Source organism: Listeria rocourtiae subsp. hofi (genome assembly GCF_963575615.1).
In the GTDB taxonomy this organism is placed as follows: domain Bacteria; phylum Bacillota; class Bacilli; order Lactobacillales; family Listeriaceae; genus Listeria_A; species Listeria_A hofi.
This window is the reverse complement of the sequence record NZ_CAUYTL010000023.1, coordinates 22,030-42,277: the sequence shown is the minus strand read 5'-3', so window position 1 is coordinate 42,277 and position 20,248 is coordinate 22,030. Positions and strand designations below refer to the sequence as shown.

The 20,248-nt window shown below is 38.9% G+C and carries 22 protein-coding genes; 2 read left to right on the top strand and 20 right to left on the bottom strand.

All coding sequences use genetic code 11. From position 1 onward, the window contains the following. Positions 1-246: 246 nt before the first annotated feature. The 4 genes from rpoE to R8925_RS10570 all read right to left on the bottom strand — a co-directional run bounded on the left by rpoE (position 247) and on the right by R8925_RS10570 (position 3,969). Positions 247-783, bottom strand: coding sequence for a DNA-directed RNA polymerase subunit delta (gene rpoE / locus R8925_RS10585; protein WP_430535835.1), 537 nt, complete (start codon positions 781-783; stop codon positions 247-249). 347 nt (positions 784-1,130) lie between these two features. Beyond that, positions 1,131-2,801 carry an arginine--tRNA ligase gene (gene argS, locus R8925_RS10580; RefSeq protein ID WP_430535834.1) on the bottom strand — a complete coding sequence of 557 codons (1,671 nt, stop codon included), beginning with the start codon at positions 2,799-2,801 and terminating at the stop codon, positions 1,131-1,133. Further along, on the bottom strand, positions 2,798-3,247 hold the full coding sequence (locus tag R8925_RS10575) for a YwiB family protein (protein ID WP_430539435.1): 450 nt from the start codon (positions 3,245-3,247) through the stop codon (positions 2,798-2,800). The genes argS and R8925_RS10575 overlap by 4 nt, the downstream gene beginning before the upstream one ends. Positions 3,248-3,315: 68 nt before the next feature. Then, entirely contained in the window at positions 3,316-3,969 is a 654-nt protein-coding gene (locus R8925_RS10570) for a site-2 protease family protein (protein ID WP_430535833.1), read from the bottom strand. A gap of 78 nt (positions 3,970-4,047) precedes the next feature. Here R8925_RS10570 and thmT point away from each other — a divergent pair, with 78 nt between their 5' ends. Further along, positions 4,048-4,233, top strand: a complete 186-nt coding sequence (gene thmT / locus R8925_RS10565) for a 2-hydroxymuconate tautomerase (RefSeq protein WP_430535832.1) — start codon at positions 4,048-4,050, stop codon at positions 4,231-4,233. An 85-nt stretch (positions 4,234-4,318) separates the two neighbouring features. On the opposite strand, the gene R8925_RS10560 is transcribed toward thmT, so the two are convergent. The 4 genes from R8925_RS10560 to R8925_RS10545 form a co-directional block, all read right to left on the bottom strand. Next, positions 4,319-5,650 (bottom strand): HD domain-containing protein, encoded by a 1,332-nt coding sequence (locus R8925_RS10560; RefSeq protein ID WP_430535831.1) that lies wholly within the window; start codon positions 5,648-5,650, stop codon positions 4,319-4,321. 26 nt (positions 5,651-5,676) lie between these two features. Then, a complete protein-coding gene (gene lipL, locus R8925_RS10555; protein ID WP_430535830.1) occupies positions 5,677-6,519 on the bottom strand; it encodes a lipoyl-[GcvH]:protein N-lipoyltransferase in 843 nt (280 codons plus the stop codon). Positions 6,520-6,884: 365 nt separating this feature from the next. Then, on the bottom strand, positions 6,885-7,091 hold the full coding sequence (locus tag R8925_RS10550; protein WP_036072089.1) for a hypothetical protein: 207 nt from the start codon (positions 7,089-7,091) through the stop codon (positions 6,885-6,887). 82 nt (positions 7,092-7,173) lie between these two features. Continuing rightward, complete coding sequence (locus tag R8925_RS10545; protein WP_430535829.1) at positions 7,174-7,308, bottom strand: hypothetical protein; 135 nt, start codon at positions 7,306-7,308, stop codon at positions 7,174-7,176. 417 nt (positions 7,309-7,725) lie between these two features. Between R8925_RS10545 and R8925_RS10540 the strand changes: the two genes are divergently transcribed. Further along, positions 7,726-8,385 (top strand): CPBP family intramembrane glutamic endopeptidase, encoded by a 660-nt coding sequence (locus tag R8925_RS10540; RefSeq protein ID WP_430535828.1) that lies wholly within the window; start codon positions 7,726-7,728, stop codon positions 8,383-8,385. A gap of 48 nt (positions 8,386-8,433) precedes the next feature. Here the strand turns inward: R8925_RS10540 and R8925_RS10535 are convergent, their stop codons facing one another. The 12 genes from R8925_RS10535 to R8925_RS10480 form a co-directional block, all read right to left on the bottom strand. Then, positions 8,434-10,341, bottom strand: a complete 1,908-nt coding sequence (locus tag R8925_RS10535) for a beta-glucoside-specific PTS transporter subunit IIABC (RefSeq protein ID WP_430535827.1) — start codon at positions 10,339-10,341, stop codon at positions 8,434-8,436. A 214-nt stretch (positions 10,342-10,555) separates the two neighbouring features. Next, positions 10,556-12,322 carry a right-handed parallel beta-helix repeat-containing protein gene (locus tag R8925_RS10530; protein ID WP_430535826.1) on the bottom strand — a complete coding sequence of 589 codons (1,767 nt, stop codon included), beginning with the start codon at positions 12,320-12,322 and terminating at the stop codon, positions 10,556-10,558. 109 nt (positions 12,323-12,431) lie between these two features. Continuing rightward, positions 12,432-14,063: a peptide ABC transporter substrate-binding protein gene (locus tag R8925_RS10525; RefSeq protein WP_430539437.1), complete on the bottom strand. Its 1,632-nt coding sequence runs from the start codon at positions 14,061-14,063 to the stop codon at positions 12,432-12,434. Between the two features lie 129 nt (positions 14,064-14,192). After that, the gene (locus R8925_RS10520; RefSeq protein ID WP_430535824.1) at positions 14,193-14,807 is read right to left on the bottom strand and encodes a DUF1648 domain-containing protein; all 615 of its coding nucleotides are present in this window, start codon (positions 14,805-14,807) and stop codon (positions 14,193-14,195) included. A gap of 22 nt (positions 14,808-14,829) precedes the next feature. Continuing rightward, a complete protein-coding gene (locus R8925_RS10515) occupies positions 14,830-15,465 on the bottom strand; it encodes an isochorismatase family protein (protein ID WP_430535823.1) in 636 nt (211 codons plus the stop codon). Positions 15,466-15,471: 6 nt separating this feature from the next. Continuing rightward, positions 15,472-15,990, bottom strand: coding sequence for a dihydrofolate reductase family protein (locus tag R8925_RS10510; RefSeq protein WP_430535822.1), 519 nt, complete (start codon positions 15,988-15,990; stop codon positions 15,472-15,474). Between the two features lies 1 nt (position 15,991). Beyond that, the gene (locus tag R8925_RS10505; protein ID WP_430535821.1) at positions 15,992-17,005 is read right to left on the bottom strand and encodes a zinc-binding alcohol dehydrogenase family protein; all 1,014 of its coding nucleotides are present in this window, start codon (positions 17,003-17,005) and stop codon (positions 15,992-15,994) included. Between the two features lie 222 nt (positions 17,006-17,227). After that, on the bottom strand, positions 17,228-17,899 hold the full coding sequence (locus R8925_RS10500; RefSeq protein WP_430535820.1) for a ribulose-phosphate 3-epimerase: 672 nt from the start codon (positions 17,897-17,899) through the stop codon (positions 17,228-17,230). Further along, positions 17,899-18,552, bottom strand: a complete 654-nt coding sequence (locus tag R8925_RS10495; protein WP_430535819.1) for a transaldolase family protein — start codon at positions 18,550-18,552, stop codon at positions 17,899-17,901. Before R8925_RS10495 ends, R8925_RS10500 begins: the two co-directional genes overlap by 1 nt. 10 nt (positions 18,553-18,562) lie before the next feature. Beyond that, the gene (rpiB, locus tag R8925_RS10490) at positions 18,563-19,012 is read right to left on the bottom strand and encodes a ribose 5-phosphate isomerase B (RefSeq protein ID WP_430535818.1); all 450 of its coding nucleotides are present in this window, start codon (positions 19,010-19,012) and stop codon (positions 18,563-18,565) included. Between the two features lie 35 nt (positions 19,013-19,047). Further along, complete coding sequence (locus R8925_RS10485) at positions 19,048-19,194, bottom strand: hypothetical protein (RefSeq protein ID WP_430535817.1); 147 nt, start codon at positions 19,192-19,194, stop codon at positions 19,048-19,050. Between the two features lie 18 nt (positions 19,195-19,212). Further along, positions 19,213-20,244: a zinc-binding dehydrogenase gene (locus R8925_RS10480; protein WP_430535816.1), complete on the bottom strand. Its 1,032-nt coding sequence runs from the start codon at positions 20,242-20,244 to the stop codon at positions 19,213-19,215. Positions 20,245-20,248 lie beyond the last annotated feature (4 nt).

The window sequence follows — 20,248 nt, the reverse complement described above, 5'->3', positions numbered from 1 at the left end:
TCCCATTACACAAAAAGAAAACGCCCCACTCACTCGTTATTTCCAAGTAAGGGAGCGTAATATTTATATCCGTCCTTATAAAAAGGAGCCCAAATAAAATATTACATAGCCTGCGCAAATAAGTCAACCCTTTATTTCATGAAAACGTCCTCAAGCATTGCAATCAAAGGTAAAAAATATTTTTCAAGAGGCTATTATTTTCCATAAAAAACCTGCCTCTTAGTCCAGAAGCAGGTTTCCATTTTTTCACTTTTCGAATTCATCCTCAAACTCACTATCATCTTCCACGATAGTTGTTAAATCCCCTTCGATTCCATCAGGTAAATGATCATTTTCTGGATCATCATCGTCGTCTCCAACAAGTCCATCCGTAAGAACAACCTCTTCTTCTCCGAGCTCTTCTACCATGTCGTCGTCTTCATATTCAATGTCATCATCCAGAATATCTTCATCGATATCCTCATCATCTTCATCGTCGGACTTACGTTTTTTCGTTTTAGTCTGCGTTTGAACTTCTTCATCAATCGCATCAATCGGGTACCACGCGCGTAGCCCCCAAGTATTATTACCAAGAGAAATAAAATTACCCTCAATATTCATATCCGTGTAAAATTGAACAAGTCTATCTCTCATTTCGCCTTCGCTTAAATCAAGAAATTTCTTAATCTCGTCCACAATGGCCTGGAATGGCATTACTTCTCTTCTGTTTTCAAGAACATAGTGCGCCACTTCAATCAAAGATAACTCTTTACGTTCCTCATTTGTCAATTGGCTCAAATCCAAAGCTGGCACGCCCCTTCTATAATAAAAAATTATTTCCTAAACTACATTTTTTCTGACTCTACCTATTCTACATGTAAATGACGCCGAACACAATAAAATTATAACATACTCTGAAATAATCCCCACACCATTTTCATATTCAAAGCTTCGTTAGTACACAATAACCAATATAAAACAGCAAAATGGCAAGCAATAGTATCGGGATAGAGCCTAATTGCATACTATATAAAATCGCCGTCGCAATGACAAGTAGCAAAAAAATGATACATATGAAAACGATATAGCGCATAATTCGCAAAACCCCGATCTAAAATTTGTCTAAATATTTGCCTCGTAAAAAATCCTAGTTACATTTTCTCTGGTGCAGAAACACCAAGTAATGTGAGTCCGTTACGCAAAGTAATTTGAGCCGACTTAATCAAAGCAAGCCGTGCTTCTGAAATTTCTTTATTCTCCATGTCTAAAACCTTATTCGCATTGTAGAAACGGTGGAATGCCGTTGCTAAATCATTCAAATACCGAACAATTCTGTGTGGAATTCTTTTTTCTGCTGCTTCTGCAACAACATCTGGAAATTCGCCCAGCACTTTTAATAAGTTGTAATCTACTTCAGAATTTAATAAAGAAACATTTGCATCCTTATCTAACACAAATCCTTGTTCTATTCCGGAACGCAAAATACTTGAAATCCGAGCATGCGCATATTGTACGTAGTAAACAGGATTCTCTGTAGATGTCGATTTAGCAAGCCCCATATCAAAATTCATATGTGTATCTGAACTACGCATCGCAAAGAAATAGCGTGTCGCATCCAATCCAACTTCCTCAATTAAATCGCGCATTGTCACAGATTTCCCAGTACGCTTACTCATCTTCACTTGTTGACCATTTTCGTAAAGGTGAACCAATTGAATAATCTCCACTTCAAGATGATCTGGACTATATCCCAAACTCTGAATCGCAGCACGCATCCGTGGTATGTAGCCATGATGATCCGCTCCCCAGACGTCAATTAGAACATCAAAGCCACGCTCTAATTTGTCCAAGTGGTACGCAATGTCCGGTAAAAAGTACGTATAACTACCATCAGATTTGATAAGAACACGATCCTTATCATCGCCAAACTCAGTTGTCCTGAGCCACGTTGCACCCTCTTCTTCAAAAATATATCCATTCTCCCGCAGTTTCGCAAGTGCAGGCATAATCTTATCATTATCATATAATGTTGTCTCCGAGAACCAACTATCAAAATGAACCCGAAACTCCGCCAAGTCATCACGCAATTTAGCCGTTTCAAATGCCAGCGCCTCTTTGCGGAAAAGCTCACGTCTTACATCCACATCTTCTTTTACATACGTATCACCATATTTCTCTGCCAACTGTTTCCCTAAATTAATAATATCCGCTCCACGGTAACCATCTTCTGGAAACGGTGCATCAATACCAAGCGCTTCTAAATACCGAGCTTCCGTCGATAAAATCAAATTATTAATCTGATTTCCTGCATCATTAATGTAATATTCCCGAGACACTTTATAACCTGCCATTGTTAAAATATTAGCTAACGAATCTCCAATTGCCGCTCCACGCGCATGGCCTAAATGTAAATCACCCGTCGGATTTGCTGAAACAAACTCAATTTGAAATTTCTTTCCTTTCCCAGTGTCACTCTCACCATACGTATCACCAGCTTCCATAATGACAGGTATTAAAGCCGTCAAATAAGCATTATCTAAGTAAAAATTAATAAATCCAGGTCCTGCAATTTCAATTTTGTTAATAAGTGCATGACTTTCCCCAATTGCGGCTACAATACTGTCAGCAATTGCTCGTGGCGCCTTCTTAGCTACACGTGCCAACTGCATCGCGATATTAGTTGAGTAATCCCCATGTTGTTTATCTTTTGGCACTTCCAGTAATATAGAAGGTACCTCCGACTGCTCAATACCCAATCCTTGTATCACCGCATCATTAATAATTGCAATTAAATCTTGTTGACCTTTCTGACTAACATTCATCCTTTATCCTCCTCTAAAATCATCGAGACATCAAAAATGCCAATGTTTACACCTCTGTCTAACAATTCGTACTGAAAATTAATCTTTCCAGAAAAACCAGCTTCCTGCACATAAACCTCTTCCATATTCAAAAGTTCTGACTCCATCATCAGCTTGCCAACTCCGTAATCTACACTAACAGTACTTCGTTTACGCTCTCTAAAAAAGTGCATACGCATATTAACCGCACCACTACGCATCAACAAAACTTCTTGATCTGTTATTTTCAAAACGGTTCTAATCGTACCAGCTTCTTGTTCTTCTTCATAATGAAGATAGCGACTTCCTGTTGTATGGTCTAAATAAAATACACCAGACAGCGCCAACTCCGTAATTTCCTCTTCCATTTCCTGCTTAGAAATTGTCTTTAAACGCAGCAGTATCGGCGTTTTTTCCTTATTACTCACGCTCTAAAGTCCCCCCATATAATTTCGAATGCACTACATTATAGTTAACATCAGGCTAAAACGCAACCTCAGATTTGAAAAACAAAATAGTAAAAACTAAACATTTCCCCCGAAATCCAGGGAATAAGTGTATTAAAAATCGGTGATATCGTATACTTCGAAAGCGGTGTAATAACAAGGATTAAGAAAAATAACAGCGCATAATTTTCATAAGCTTGCACTTTTAATCGCCATTTCAAAGGCAAAAATTCCGATAAAATCTGATACCCATCCAAGGGAGGTAATGGCAACAAGTTAAAAATAAACAAAATCAGATTTAACGATACAAACAGATTGCAAAAATGTAAAATAATTTGCGAGTAAGCTACATCCATCTGTAAAAATAAAAGGTAAAGTCCGATTCCAATGAAAGCAAGTAGTAAGTTACTAACTGGACCAGCCAAGCTCACTACTACACTTCCAACTTTTCGATATTTCATTTTATACGTATTAACCGGTGTTGGTTTTGCCCAACCGAATCCAGCGATGATAACAAAAATAAATCCAATAGGGTCAACGTGCTTTAATGGATTAAACGTAATTCTACCCTCATTCTTTGCAGTATCGTCTCCAAATAGTAAGGCAACCCATGCATGAGCAAGTTCATGTATCGTAAATGCAATTAAAAGTGTTACTATCACATAAGGCAAATCTTGTAGCGAGTAGGCTAAAAAATTATCCATGTATAATCTCCTTCTGTATTGTAGTCCTTTAATTATGTTATAATACACTCATTAAATCAATACTTAGGAGTGAATTTCATGCCGTTCGTAACAATAAAATTTCTGGAAGGCCGAACAGATGATCAAAAGAAAGCCGTTGTTGAAGAGGTAACAGAGGTTGTTGCTAAGAATCTAGGCGCGCCAAAAGAAAATATCCACGTCTTCCTAGAAGAAATGAAAAAAACAGATTACGGTGTTGCTGGCGTTCGCAAATCAGATATTTAAACCACTTAGCGTTGTCCTTATCCAGAAGGGGCGCTGTCTCATAGCATGCGTGTATGCATGCTATGAGACAGCGCTTTTTCTAATCTTAGTGGCGTTTGTGCTCCTTCAACGAGTGAGCATGTATCAAACTAATAATTTCCTCAGATATTGCGGCATTAATACGTCCACTTTCTATGAAATCAAGCGGATAATAAAGTTTAATATCTATACGTCGTTTACCAGCGATAGCTTCGACTATAGGTGATTCCGTAGACAATTCATGCAATTCCCCATTTGGCATTAACAATTGAATAGGCGATCTCCCAGCAACATCTCCCGGTTCATATAAATCATATGGTAAATCCGATGTCGAATCAATAACCAGATAATACTCAGGATCAATATCCGCCTGCTCCAACAACCCCTTCAGTTTCAAATAAAGCTCTGCATCCACTTTCGAATCATAATTAATATATTGCAGTAACCTTCTATTCAAAAATCGACTACATAAATCACTCAAAATAGCATCCTCTTCGGACTGCCACACCGAAAAGAAATACATTAGGACTGTGTCATCTAGTGTAATATATTCCTCCAATGAAACATCACGATTCAAAAACGGTAATAGTTGCACAGGCGTTTGAATAAAATGGTAGCCCCGTTCATGCAAATTCTGTGCTCGTTCTAGTATTTTCCACAGCAAGACCTCTGCGCTCCGACTGACTGGATGGAAATAAACTTGTTGATACATCTGATAGCGGCTAACAATATAATCTTCCACCGCATGCATTCCTGACGCTTTAATAATGACACCGTTCCCATCTGGGCTCGGCCGCATCACACGCATAATCCGCTCCATATCAAAATTCCCATAACTAACCCCAGTATAATAAGCATCTCGTAGCAAATAATCCATCCGATCCGCATCAATTTGGCTAGAAATAAGCTTCACCAATGTCTGATTCTGATATGTTTTATTAATAACAGCAGCCACTTTCTCTGGAAAATGAACGCCAGCACGTTCCAAAACCGCCCGAACTTCTGTATTTCCAGTTATAATTGCCATTGTGTAATGCTCATGATTCGTACTAAAAACTTTTTCAAACGCGTGAGAGAAAGGACCGTGCCCTAGATCGTGTAATAGTGCCGCACACAAGGCTACCAAACGCTCTTCATTATCCCATTGAAGTTCATCCGCAAAATTGCCTTCTACAATATGCCTTGTTATCTCATATACGCCTAAAGAGTGATTAAATCGACTATGCTCTGCCCCATGAAACGTTAGAGATGTCGTTCCTAACTGATGGATTCTACGCAAGCGCTGAAATTCTTTTGTCGCTATCAAATCCCAAATAATCTGATCAGAAACATGCACATATCGATGCACAGGATCTTTAAATACTTTTACTTCGGGTAATCGTGTCTCTAAGTATGTCACATGTCATCTTTCCTCTCTAAACTAATTCATAGATTTGCTAAAATTTTCTCATTCCTCAATATGAGCCGTTCGTAATAGCCCACATACCAATCCAATTCTTCTCCCATCAATCGACTCGACTCCAAGCGCTCCGCAAAATGATATAAAGCATTAAGAAGCTTCACCATCACATCGTTCACCTCAAGTTGCTCATCAAAAAGTTCAGATAACGTAGTCATAACAGCAGGATTCACATCTGGATATGTATACTTCTCTTGCTTGTCTTTCCCACTGATACGATAAAATTCACGAATCAACTCGGCTCGTTTCTGCTGATCGCCATTCACTGCCAAATATATTTGAACGGCAACTCCTTTAGCCATTCGACGTTGAGATATACCTGCAAATTTCTTACCATCAATACTTAAATCATAACTCCCTGGACAATAAGAACCTACTATTTCACGTGCTTGCATCTTATAAGCAAATGTAGGAAACATGTATTTAATAAGTGCAAACATCGTCTCATAGCCACGATCAATCGCAATCCCTCGATCAACATCAGGAAAAACTAATGAGAGGTTGAGTACACCTGCGTCTAAAACAACTGCTAAGCCGCCAGAATTCCGTACAACAGCACGATACCCTTGTTCTCTAAAATAAGCAATCCCCTCTTTTAAATCTGGTAACTTCGTATCTTGTATTCCCATTGAAATGGTATCGTGATGTACCCAGGCTCTTGTTGTTGGTGGAGAAATTTCGCTTCCCACTGACCGGCATAATGTGTCATCGGTTGCGAATGACTGCAAAGCATCAAATGCAATTTGAACCGTCGTTTGATCAATAAACCGCCAATTTTCTTGTTTTAATAAATCAAGTCCTTCTTTCATTTCATTGACTCCATTCCAGTAATCTTGTTGTTATTATAGCATACTCCCACCATGATTTGGAGAGCACTGGGCAATTTCGCATTTTAAATGAAACCACGTATTTTCAACCCTTGATTCGATTATTTTACGCGCTTCTTTTTGCTCGTCAAGATAAATTTGGCTATTAATACAGTGGCCGCTAATTTCCCAAGTCGATTCCAGTTCTGCTTCTTCACGATAATCGCCTCCTTATCTCTTAGTTTAAGTTGTTTTACTATAATTAACAAATATGTCGATTTTATCCATAAAAAAAGCCCCAGCATAGGAGCTCGGGCAAAGATTTAAAACCTAGGGAGTTTTAAATGAGTATATACTTTAAAATAATCTTACCACTCGTAACGGTCGTGCTTGCTTGTGTTACGACGGTTGCAATTACGTGGGTTCCCCCAAATACGATAGAGCAAGTAAACGACAAGCGCTAAACCTAGAAGTGGGAATAAGAAATGCATCGTGATACCGATAACTTTGAATAAGATGTTAAGTCCGATAATGGCTAGAATAACAGTGAATAAGTATTTGAAAAAATTGTTCATTTTTATGACCTCCAAGTTTTTTATATCAACTTTTAAAGTTAGGCATGATTAAAATCTATGTGAAATCGTTTATGAGTCACGATTAATTTTTAATGTCTATAATTTGAGCTGTTGATGGCTCAGCTGGAATGGTAGTATGTAGCTCTGTGGTTTTTAGTGGTACGATAATTGGCTGTGTTTGCGTTCCAACTAGCAACATAATGAGTACTGCTGACATTAAACCGAAAATCCCTTTTTTCACGTCGTTCACGCCCTTTTATTTGGTTGATAAGTTTATTATAGCTGGATTTATTTTTTTTAACGAAAGGCTATAGGCTGAAAATTGGTAGGTCCTAGGTCGGATTGTTAGAGCTGTTCGAATGAAATGAGTTACAGCTCTAATATACATATGAGCAAAGCGAATATGTAATCCTTCGTAGCTGTTCGAATAAAATGAGTTACAGCTCCAATATGCATGTGAGCAAAGCGAGCATGTAATCCTTCGCAGCTGTTCGAATAGCAAATTATAGCCCAACATGCAATAAAACTTGAATCCTTCACAACTATTCGAAAGGCCATATTCCCCTCTTTTACCTTGGAACATACTCTAATTAATGGTATGCTTGATAGCAAATATACTACTTGGAGGGAAAAAATGCTAGAGGAAAATAAACCACGGATTTGGACAATTATTTGGATTTTTGGTGTTTATTTATTATTATCACTTCTCTTCCAAATTGTGAGTATTGTTTGGGATGTCTTAGCTGGGAATGATGCTTTAGATATGGCTGTTACTTGGCACAGCGAGTTACTCAACTTGACAGCAATGTTACTAACACTTTTGATAGCAAGATGGAAAAAAATTTATTTTTTTAGTTGGGAACGTATTAATTGGAAAGGCTTCTTGTTCGCAACGATTGTGATGGCTGCTGCAATTGCAATTAGTTCTGGCATTGATTATCTTGGTCAAAATTTTTCTTCGTATACAGATACACAAAATGAGGTTTTATTAGAAGAAGTTTACCTTCACGCTTCATGGTTGCTCAGTTTCTTATCGATTGTTATAATCGCACCTTTCATAGAAGAAATTATTTTCCGAGGATTCTTGATGCAACAACTGTTTCGTAGTCGGCTATGGCTTGGTTGGGTTGTTAGTAGCTTGCTTTTTTGTGCGGCACATGTCCCGACAGATTTCGTCAGCTTCCTTCTATATTTAGTTCCGGGAATTGCGCTCGGTGGGATTCTATATAAAACTAAGCGCCTTGAACTCACTATTTTTGCCCATTCTTTGAACAACTTTATCGCCTTTATCTAAACTTAAAAAAAGCAACGATTCCGCGCTAGAATCGTTGCTTTTTCTATATTAAATCACAAGTGTAATAACACGGTCTCCAGGTTTTACTGTTTCTTCATCGACTACCATAACGTCTAAATATTGATTCGTATTGGTTACGATAATCGGTGTTGTAATATCATAGCCCTCACTTCTGATGCCATCGATATCAAATTCTGTTAGTAATTGTCCTGCTGTAATTTTATCACCTTGTTTTGCATGTACGGTGAAGTATTTCCCTTCTAACTGAACGGTATCCATACCGATGTGCATGAGAATTTCTGCACCAGAATCGGTTGTTATTCCTACTGCATGTCCTGTTGGAAATACCATTGTTACAACGCCATTCGCCGGTGAATATAGTTTACCTTCTGTCGGTACAATTCCCAAACCTTTGCCTAGAGCGCCTGATGAGAATGCTTCGTCTTTAACGTTTACAAGTGGAATAAGTTCACCTTCAAGTGGAGATACTAACACTTCTTGTTCTATTAGCGTTTCGCCTTCTGTTACAACTGGTGTTACGGATGCACTTGTTTCTACTGGGTCTTTGAAGCCGAAAATAAATGTTAAAACAAGTCCTAAAATAAAGCTGACAACCATTGCTAACATAACCATCCAGAATTGTGTACCAATTGGGCTACCTGGTTCGATGAAATTCGGGATACCGAAGACACCTAGTCCACCAAGAATATACCCTTGTGAACCTGCAAATCCAATGATTCCACCACCAACTGCACCACCGATACAACTCATGATAAATGGTTTTTTAAGCGGCAATGTAACCCCGTAAATTGCTGGCTCTGTTACACCGAAAATTCCTGAGATGAATGCTGGGAAACCAAGTGTTTTGATTTTTTGATTCTTTGTTTTTAGGATGACCGCTAGAACAGCACCAATTTGTGCAAAAGATGCGCCAAACGTCATAGCTAAAATTGGATCTGCATGTAATGTGGCAATGTTGTTAAGCGCCACCGGAATAAGACCCCAATGAAGCCCGAAGATAACGAATACTTGCCAGAAACCACCTAGGAATAGACCTGCAATGACTGGACTTAAGTTATAAACCCATAGCGTTCCTTGTCCGAGTAAGTCACCTGCCCATACTGCGATTGGGCCAATAACGATAAATGTTAATGGTACAACAATTAATAATGTAAAGAATGGCACTAAGAATGTTTTGACTACATCTGGAATAATTTTTTTAAGTCCTTTTTCAACTTTTGAAGCGAAGAATGTTGCTAAAATAATTGGAATAACCGATGAAGCATAGCTCATTAAAATAACCGGTATGCCTAAGAATGTAACATGAATTGGTGATTCAAAAAGCGTTCCTGAAAATAGTGTGTACAAGGGTTTTCCTGCTGTTAATCCCGATATTGCTGGATAGACGAGTGCTCCCCCGATGGCCATCCCAACGAATATGTTGCCACCAAATTTCTTGATAGCTGTGTAACCTAGGAAGATTGGGAAGAAGTAAAATAGTGCGTCTCCAATCGCGTACAAGATTTGGTAGGTTCCTGATGTTTCTGTTACCCAACCAAATGCTAGGAACATTGATGCGAAACCTTTAATCATACCAGTTGCTGCTAATACGCCAAGCACTGGTGTAAATACGCCTGAAATCATGTCAATAAATTTATTGAAAAGATTACCTCCGCCTTCGTTCGCAGCTCCTTCTGCTCCTTCTGCAGAAATGCCACCAGCTACTAGTACTGCTGCATATACATCTGGTACATGATTACCAATAACAACTTGATATTGGCCACCGCTTCTTAGTACAGAAATAACGCCGTCCATCTTTTCTAACTCTTCTGTTTTCGCAATACTCTCATCTTTCAGTTTAAAACGCAATCGTGTGATGCAATGGAATACGCTATTGATGTTATCTGTTCCGCCAACTTTTTCGAGAATGTCTTTAGCGAGTTGTTCATATTTCATAATATAAACCTTCCTTCTTACCTTATTTTTGCACAAAGAAAAACCCAAACCGTTTCGTAGGAGAATACATGCGTATCCCACGAATCAGCTTAGGTAATGCCCGTAGATTGGTAACAATCCTTTGCGATGAATATAATATATCACAGGTTGAAAACGATTACAAGTACTTTTAAAAAAATTTTTATTTTTATTTGAAACTTAAAAATTGATGTCCTTATTTGACTTGATAAATGATAGTTGTATTTACTTTATAGTTTCCTTTTAGCTCTGTTATTTGGATTTTAATTTGGTTTCCACGGATGAGCTTAATTGGTATGCTGAAATTTCTTGCACTGCCTTTGCTTAGTTTCTGCTCGGTAGTAATTGCTTTGCCTGCTAGGTTTGTGATTCTAATATATTTTGTTTTCGTTTCATCGGCATTCCAAATGATGGTTCCTTTTAGTGCATTTTTAGAATATGTGATTGCTTTTAAAGTCGTTCCAATGTTGTTTTTCGCTGTTTGATAAGATTTGCCGTTATTCGTGTTGTTGTTTAGAAAGAGGAGTTGAAGCGCGTCTTTCCTGCTAGTCGAGGCGCCATCCACAATGCTTCCTAAATTTGTAGTTCGAATTTTATTGTTAGAAACAGATAATAGCGCAGTTGGATAATATATTGTTCGCCGATTTTCAGTTATTGGCACTTCACGAACATTGATGAGAGAACGATAATAGTTGTTTATTTTACCAATAATCCGGAAGCTATTGGATTGGATTGTGATGCCATTTAAGTTAGGTGGGTCACTTATTCCTGCAAAAATACGAACAGGATAATCGATATTTCTGGATGTAAATGTATTACCGATCAGCGTGATAGCTTTTGGCCGGGTTAATGTGTTGCTTTTGCGCATGTTTGTCGTGAAGAAAGCGAACGTATCTGGACTGTCAATATTGATGGTATTGCCTTGGTACAATACATATTGAGCACCACTCGCTCTTATAGCAGTATATCGTGCATAGCGTGGCACTGTTTTGAGCCGCCATTTTTTTGCGATTAGTGGATTATTCGGATTTACTTTATTTGCACTGGCCGATAGATTTATTTGATTATTTCTAACAGTGATGTATTGATTCATCGGGCCGTAGCTGTCAATAGCAGCGTCCTGCATACTATCAAGTGTTTGACCACTTTTTTTGACGGCATCATAATGATAGCTGCCATATCGCTGCATCCAATCAATGACTTGGTTATTTGTAATATTAATGTTGCTGTTGCCATAATAAGCGACAATACCTGTTCTGCCAAGGTTCTTTATTCGATTTTTTGTAATAGTGATGTTGTCTGTATAGGTTAACGAAATACCATTTTGTAATCCTGAATTTAAAATTTGATTATTTTGGATAATTATATTTTTGGCTTTCGCGATATTGATGATACTTGAGCCAACATTATTTGCATTGAATATCATATTAGTAATCTTGATATTGGTTTTTAAAGCTTTTTTAGTTATCGCCTTGTAACCAGCGCTTGTCTCTGCCTTTGTGGCCATTCCTATATTTAATAGATTATCTTGATAAAAGTTAGTCGGGTTGGTTAAGTAGTTGAATTTAGATATATTAGGGTTATATTGTAGGCTAAAATTTTGTATGGTTATGTCGGTCACCGATTCTTGACTTGTTGGTGTGGAATCTGTGGTCATTGGGGCATTATTCATGGTTAGCGTTGTCGCTGTGGGAGAAGAAGTTGGACCTGTGAGGATGATATGCGACTTCAAAATAATTTTACCGTTTATATAAAATAAGCCGGCTGGCAAGGTTACCTGTTTTGCTTTCGATATGGATGTTTGGTTGATTGCATCTTGTAATAGTCTTCCGTTTTCTGTTGCGATTTCTGGTGTCGTGCCTTTTTTTAGTGGGACTATATCTGCCTGTACTAGTTGCGGAATTAGGAAGAATATGAGAATACTTAAAACAAAGCTTGTGCTATACATGATGATTTTTTTCATTCGAACCACCGCTTTCTATTTTTTAAAATGTGTCGAAATTGTGTCTTTTTTATATATACCGCAAAAAAAGGTACTCCAAACGCTTTGTTTGAAATACCTTTCGATTTATTTATTTTTTTGCAATCCATTTATAGTTTTCAGAACCAATTGGATAGGCAATATAATCTTGAAGAGCTGGTTTTTGTAGATACGCGCGCCCGCCTTGATAGAGTGGCACTAATGTTGCATTGTCTTTTAGTAAAATTTGTTCAGCTTCTAAAAGTGCCTCCCAGCGTTTTTCTGGGTCATTAGAAAGTTTGCCTTTTGCACCTAGCACTAGTTCGTCATATTTGGCGTTAGAAAATCCGGTGTGATTTCCGGGACTGTCTGTCAGGAATAGATTCAGGTATGTTAGTGGATCTGAATAGTCTCCGCTCCATCCGCCGAGTAACATTTCATAATCTTGGCTGACGTCTGCTACAAAACTTGCTTTTTGCGTTACTGTTTTGACATTGATAGTTAGGCCTGGTAGGTTCTTTTGAAGCTGGTCTTGCATGAATTCTGTTTGTTGCTTTTCAAGAGATGAGTCTCCGGCTGTTAGCACGATTGTTAAGTCAGATTTGCCGATTTCTTTTAATCCTAATTCCCAATTTTTCTTCGCTTCTGTCGGATTGTAGCTTAAAAGATCACCGTTTTGCTTGCGGAAGTCTTCTTTTGTCTTTGGATCAAACATGATTTTTGCAGGTACATTTCCATTGAGTACAGCGGATCCATTAGCAAGCAAGCGGTCAACCATTGATTGCTTATCGATTGCCATGGCTAATGCACGACGGATATGGACATTGGCCAAATCAGTTTTCTGCCCATCTTTACCTTGATTCATTTTGAGATAAATAGAGTTTCCTGTAAATTCTTTGTTGAAATCAGAGTCGTCTTTATACTTGGAAACAAATTCGCCATCTAGTTCAATGCGGTCTAGCTTGCCTGTTGTGTATAGATTTAATGCCTGGTTTGTATCTTTTACGACTTGCACGTTAATTTTATTTGCTTTTACGTTCTTTTTATCCCAGTATTTATTATTTTTCACGTAATTCCAGTTTTTCTTCGTTCCATCCCAGTTTTCTAACTTAAATGGCCCATTTGAAATCAGATTTTCGCTAGATAGTGCATAGCGATCGCCTTGACTCTCGATGAATGCTTGGTTTTGTGGGAAAAATGTGCCTGTTGTCAGCAAGTCTTTGAAGATTGGAACTGGATTCTCGAGATCAACTTGTAATGTTTTATCATCCAGCGCCTTGACTCCAAGTTGGTCTGGGTCCATTTTACCGTTCAAAATCGGTGTCGCATTTTTCACGATTTCTTCCATTTGCGGTCCGTACGCGGCAGCTGATTTTGGATCAACTACTTTTTTCCATGCATATTCGAAATCGGCTGCAGTTACTGGTGTTCCATTTGACCACTCGGCATCTTCGCGAATTTTGAAAATTAACGTTTTGCCACCATTTTTTTCTTCTGGTTCAGCGGCAGCCATTGCAAGTGCTGGCTTACCATCTTTATCTAAACGGTATAAACCTTCATATATCTGGTTAATTGCTCTAAAACTGACGCTATTATCCGCAGTTGTAGGATTGACGCCTGGTATTTCACCTGTTTCCATGATGTTAATCGTGTTGCTTTCTTTTTTCTCCGTGTCTTTTGTTGCATCTTTTGACTGACAAGCGGCAAGTAATACGAGTCCTAAAAGCATTAGGATGCCTAACATTTTTTTGCGCAAAATCATGTCCCCCTTTGTATTTTGGCCGAAAAAAAGACCAAAGATATGTCTCATTTAAAAGACACGTCTTTGGCTTTATTAAACCACAAACTGTATTCATTGTAAACTGGAACTGTACTATTTTTTATTTAAGTAGACGCCAGATCCGACAATCACAATCGTCATCGATAATAGAGCTGCAAGCATGAAAATAGAGGGATCATTAAACATGAAGATACCGAGAAGTAAAAATGTAAAGCCTACAACCGATAACGTTATAACAGTTATTTTTCTCAAAATATTTCGGGATCTTGCGTCTATCTTTTTAAAACCAATGAGTGTAAGCCATAAGAATATTTTTTTTGAATTCGAAAGGTACATCGCAATCAGGACTAGTAGCGCTCCAACAAGTAGTAAACTGTACCGTCCTGTAGGGATTTCGTAGCCTAGGCTGAACAGAATTATCGTTACTTGAATGATAGCTAGAAGGATTAGTAATGCATAGAACATGTACTCAAATTCCAAACGATTATCTGGTTTTACTTTCTCTTTCCCGTAGTATTCTGTGCCAGTAAACATCACCATAAGGAAAGGAATTAAAATCAAGCCAAGCCATTTTTGGACGAACATATCGGGTGAAAAATCCGTTCCAAAATGTACCGCTATCTCGCTTGGAAGTAAGGGATACGTAGCTAAGGTTAAAACTAACGTACTATAAATAACCATGCTTGGAAACATTCCAATTCTTTTCATTCGTCTCGCCTCTTTCCTAAAATTAAATTTGGCGATACGCGGCTAATTCAGCTCTATCCTTGGCTATCCTGACGTTTTTTAGTGTTCCTAGATGCTCTGCTGTGTCGTGATAACCACGCTCTGTCAAAGCACGCGTCGCAGGCAAATATACAACAACCGCGAAACCGGCTCGTGAAAGCTGTTCCACTGTCGTTTTTACACAAAAATCCAATGCTAAACCACCAACAATAATAAGATCTACGTCACGTTCTTGCAAAAACTCAATCACACCGGTCGACATGTTTTCGCGAATATCGTGATAGCATGCGCCATATGGATGCAAATCTGGCTCCATTCCTTTCCAAATAAAAAGATCATATTCGGATGGATGTGGCAGGCCATCTAGTAATTCAAAACCTGGTGTTCCTGGAATACAATGCTTCACCCAAGTCAAATCAGCTTCTGGAAAATCAAGTGGGGCCAGCATACCTTCTGGAGTCGCTACCGTCCAAACGGCTTTCTCAGGATGCGCGTCTTTGCTACCAATTCGAATGCTACCCAACGTCGCCATAAACTTTAGCTCCGGCACAATGAGGTGACCTTCTGGAATTGGTAGTTCTGTTGGACAAAGCGGCGTAAAACCTTTTTGTGCGTCAACATCAAAAGTTGCTATTTTCATGATTCATTACTCCTTTTTGCGATACGTCATCTGTGTGAACTGGCCATATTTCACTACTTCATCGAGTTGTAACAGTTCTCGTGCCCCTTTTTCAAAAAGTGGGGTGCCATCTCCAAGAATAATTGGGGCGACCGTTATGATGAAACGGTCAATCTGATTTTCTGCAAGGAATTTTTTCACTAGTTGCGCTCCTCCAACAAGCCAGATACTCTTGCCTTCTGTTGTTTCGAGCCAATTTTTAACGGAACCATTTACAAACGCGGCGTATTCGTCTTTTGTACCCGCTTTTTCATTGGAAAAAACATAAACGTGCTTCTTACTATATGGAAATGTGTCAGTGAGTGTGAATAATTGTTTGTATGTTGTGTGACCCATCACGACCGTATCGATTTCATCTAAAAATGTGGTATAGCCGTTGTCGCCTTGTCCTTCAATCTCTTCCAACCACGCTACACTTCCCGATTCGTCCGCTATATATCCATCCAAACTCATTGCTATGAATAATTCAATTCGCTTTTCTGTCATCCTACTCAAATCCTTTCACTACTAGTTTTCCTATTGATTTACCTGATTCCAAAATTCGATGTGCTTCTTTTATTGTCGTTGCATTTATCGGTGCCAACGTCTGATTTAAAGTAGACTTTAGAAAACCGCCTTCGAATAATTGTGCAGCCTTCGTTAATATATCATGCTGACGTACTTTATCAGGCGTGTTGTATTTCGAACGTGTGAACATGAATTCGTAGCTAACCGTCACGCTTTTATCTTTGATGAGGCTCATGGATACTGGATTTTGGAGTTCTACGATGGAACAAATATGACCTTGTGGTAAAATGATTTCCTGCATTGCATCCCAATAGGCGTCTGTGTTATGTAGGCACAAAATATAGTCTACACCACCAAAACCAAGTGCTTTAAGTTGTGGCAAAAGGGCTTCGCGATGATTGATGACATGCGTTGCACCTTGTTGTTTAGACCATGCCACTGTTGCGTCTCGTAAAGCCGTCGCGATAACTTCAAGACCTGCCCATACAGCAAGTTGAATTGCAATCGATCCTACCCCACCCGATCCATTGATGATAAGGAGTGATTTCCCCGCATCGGTGTCTGGGTTGACTCGCATCCGATCAAACAGAGCTTCCCAGGCTGTTATGAGCGTGAGTGGCATAGCTGCAACTTCTTCGATGGATAGGTTAGCTGGTTTTATGCCGACTAAATGTTCATCGACAAGCTGAAATTCGGCATAACTACCTTGGCGCGTAACATCTCCTGCGTAGTAAACGGAGTCTCCCACTTGGAATAATTCAACATCATCACCAACTTCTCTCACGATTCCGACCGCATCCCAACCAAGAACTCGCGGCGTTTCTTCCACGATATCCTTTGGTGCACGTAGCTTTGTATCTACTGGATTGATGGAGATGGCCTGAACCTGAACTAGTAAATCGTGTCCACTCGCTTTTGGTGTTTCGATTGCGAGATCTAAAAAGCTTTCTTCCGCTTCAATTGGCAAGTATTTATACAGTCCTACTGCTTTCATTTTACAACACCTCGTCTTTATTATTCCCCGTCTACTTGGAAATAATGCATGGATTATGAATTTTTTGCGGAATAAAAAATACGAACGTGGAAGTTCGTATCAAACTGTAGAAAAACTACTTTACATGATTTCCCACTAAACTTCAGTGTGTCAATAAATGCTGAATACGAATGTGGAAATTTATATAGTTGTTAGAATTAAGGGCTACTATGGACATTGTGTTTATCTTTTTGCATGTGACCAAATTCGGGTGCTACGCTCAAAATATGTTTGACTATCCTTTTTATGGAATAGAGCGGATGTACCTAATACGAAGACATCTGGCAAACAATCACTCATTTGGCCTATTGTTGTTTCATTAATATTTCCGTCTACTTCAATGAGTGGTGCATGAGCGTAATCTTTTAGAAGTTCACGTAGCCTTCTTAGTTTTACTAGCACGTTTTTTTGGAAAATTTGCCCTGCAAAACCTGGATTTACTGTCATCATCAACACCATTTCAATCTCATTTAGATAAGGTAATATGGTATCTAGAGACGTTTCTGGATTCAGCGCAATAGCTGGCTTAATGTTATAACTACGAATTCTTTGAATAACTTCGGATACATCTTCACAAACTTCAACATGAAAAGAGATGTATTCTGGTTTTACATGAGCAAACATATCAACATATTTTATCGGATCTATCGTAGCGAGGTGAATATCAAGAGGGATATTAGTTGCCTTCTTCACAGCCATAAGCCATTCGGGACCAATTGCTAAATTATTAACATAGTTACCGTCCATAACATCACAGTGTAGCAGATCAATATTTGCCGTTTCTAACTTTTCTAATTCATCAGCAATATGTAACTGATCTGCGCACATGATGGAGGCCGCGATGTAGCTTGCCATTAGCAAATACCTCCTTTTGCGTGGAGATTGAATGTTTGAATGCTAGCTGCTGCTAATTTATTATCCATCATCATTTTGACTAACTCGGTTGGAATTGTTACATCTGTTGCCCCTGCTAAAAGCGTCTCTGTAATCTGAGCTGTATTTTTAAAGCTAGCGCCTAAAATTCTCGTTGGTAGTCCTAGCTTTTTAAATAAGGCCGATGTATCTGCTATGATTTGCGTGGCATTCAATCCTTGATTCTCCATTCTATTAATGTAAGGCGCTACCCAATCACAACCTGCCAGTGCTGCAAGGTAACTTTGCTCCACAGAAAAAATCGCTGTTGCTAAAATTTCAACGTCTGGGCGTTCTTGTTTTAGCTGAGTGATAACACGAAGACCGTTTTCGTTTGCGGGAATTTTAATTGTAATTCTGGCGTCTTTTGAAAGAATTTTTTGAGCATCTTCATACATTTCTGCTTGCGTCTCACCGGTAGTTTGGATAAAAAGACGCTGGTTTTCATTAAGAATCGCTAGTATTTCCCGGGAAATATTCGCACGTGATTGTCCTTGCTCTTTTGCAAGTAAAGTTGGATTGGTCGTGATGCCTTTGACCCATTTAAATGTTAGTACGGATTCGATTTCTGCTATGTTTGCTGTATCTAAAAACATCTGTTTCACCTCACGATTCGTTTTTTAATTCCATTTCTGCAATCATTTGTAATCGTTTCGCATGGCGTTCTCCACTAAATATTGCATCTAACCATGTGTCTACGATTTTAAGTGCTAAGCCTTCTCCAACTACGCGTTCGCCATGACATAAAATGTTGCTATCATTATGTTCGCGTGTTGCTTTGGCACTGAAACAATCGGAGACAACGGCTGCCCTAATTCCTACGATTTTGTTTGCAGCGATGGACATGCCAATTCCAGTTCCACAACATAAAATGCCTAGACTGGACTCGCCACTAATAACTTGGTTGGCAACTTCTTCAGCATAAAATGGGAAATCGACGCTTTCATCGCTATATGTGCCTATATCTGTTACTTGGATATCTCGTGCTTTTAAATGGGCGACAACTGCATCTTTTAATCGTCTTCCTCCGTGATCACATCCAATGGTTAATTTCATTTTTTCACCCTCGTTCTAGATTTTTAACCCTTGATTCACGTATAATGAATAAAGGCGAAGATGGATGTGATACCGCCAATAGAACATCTTTTTTCCGCCTTTCTAGAGGATAACTGTACGCTTGAACGGGCTTGCCAGCTTTGTTTTGTGTATTTGTTGTCCTTTTTTAATTGTTTTTGCATAATGGTTATCCTCCTTTTTTAAGATTTCACTAATACTTTGATTTCATTTCCAGCCATGACTGCTTCAAAACCATCGCGCCAATCATCTAGATCATAAACTTTTGTAATCATTCGTTCAGTGTCTATTTTTTCATTTGCTAGCAGGTTTAGAGCAATCTGCCAAGAGCTTGGTTTCTGCGACCGACTGCCAATATACGTAATTTCCCGTTGAATGATAGATTCTTCATCAATAGGATTACATTTCTCTGCAAAAAGTCCGACTTGACCAAATGTTCCTTTTTTTGCCGTTAGTGGCAAGCCTTGATTCACCGCTGGAACGGCGCCCGAGCAGTCGAAAACTTTATCCGCGCCATAGCCATCTGTCATTGCAAATACAATCTCTGCTAAATTTTCTTTCATCGTATCCACCGTGCAATCGATTCCAAGTTCTGATGCCAACTCCAAACGGTCACTATCTTTTGTAATGCCAGCCATAATAACCTTTGCGCCTTGTGCTTTCACGACTTGTGCTAGAAGCAATCCAATTGGTCCTGGTCCAAAAATCAACACGATATCAGTTTGTTCAATCGTTGTTTTTTCAAGGGCGGCATGGACGCAACATGCAAGAGGTTCTGTAAGCGCTGCCGCTTGATACGAAATTGAATTCGCTAATTTATGGCAGCTTTCCTCGCGTGATAAGACATATTCCGCAAAACTTCCATTTGCTTGCGTTCCAATTCCGCGCCTTTGCGAACAAAGATTGTACTCTTTTTCTAAACAAAATTTACACGTTCCGCACGTTTCAAATGTTGTTTCACTTGTTACTCGGTCACCAATTGTAAGCTTTGTCACGTCTGGACCAATCGCAACTACCTCACCAGAGAACTCATGTCCTAGCGTCACTGGTGTTGTCGGGTTTCCATATTCGCCTTTAAAAGTATGGATATCGGAACCACAAATCCCCGTATAGGCAACTTTTATTTTCACGCGATCGCCATACACATCAGGTTCAGCAACTTCTTGCAACGCCATTTTATCGAATCCTGCTTCTGTTTTTACTACTGCTTTCACGTTA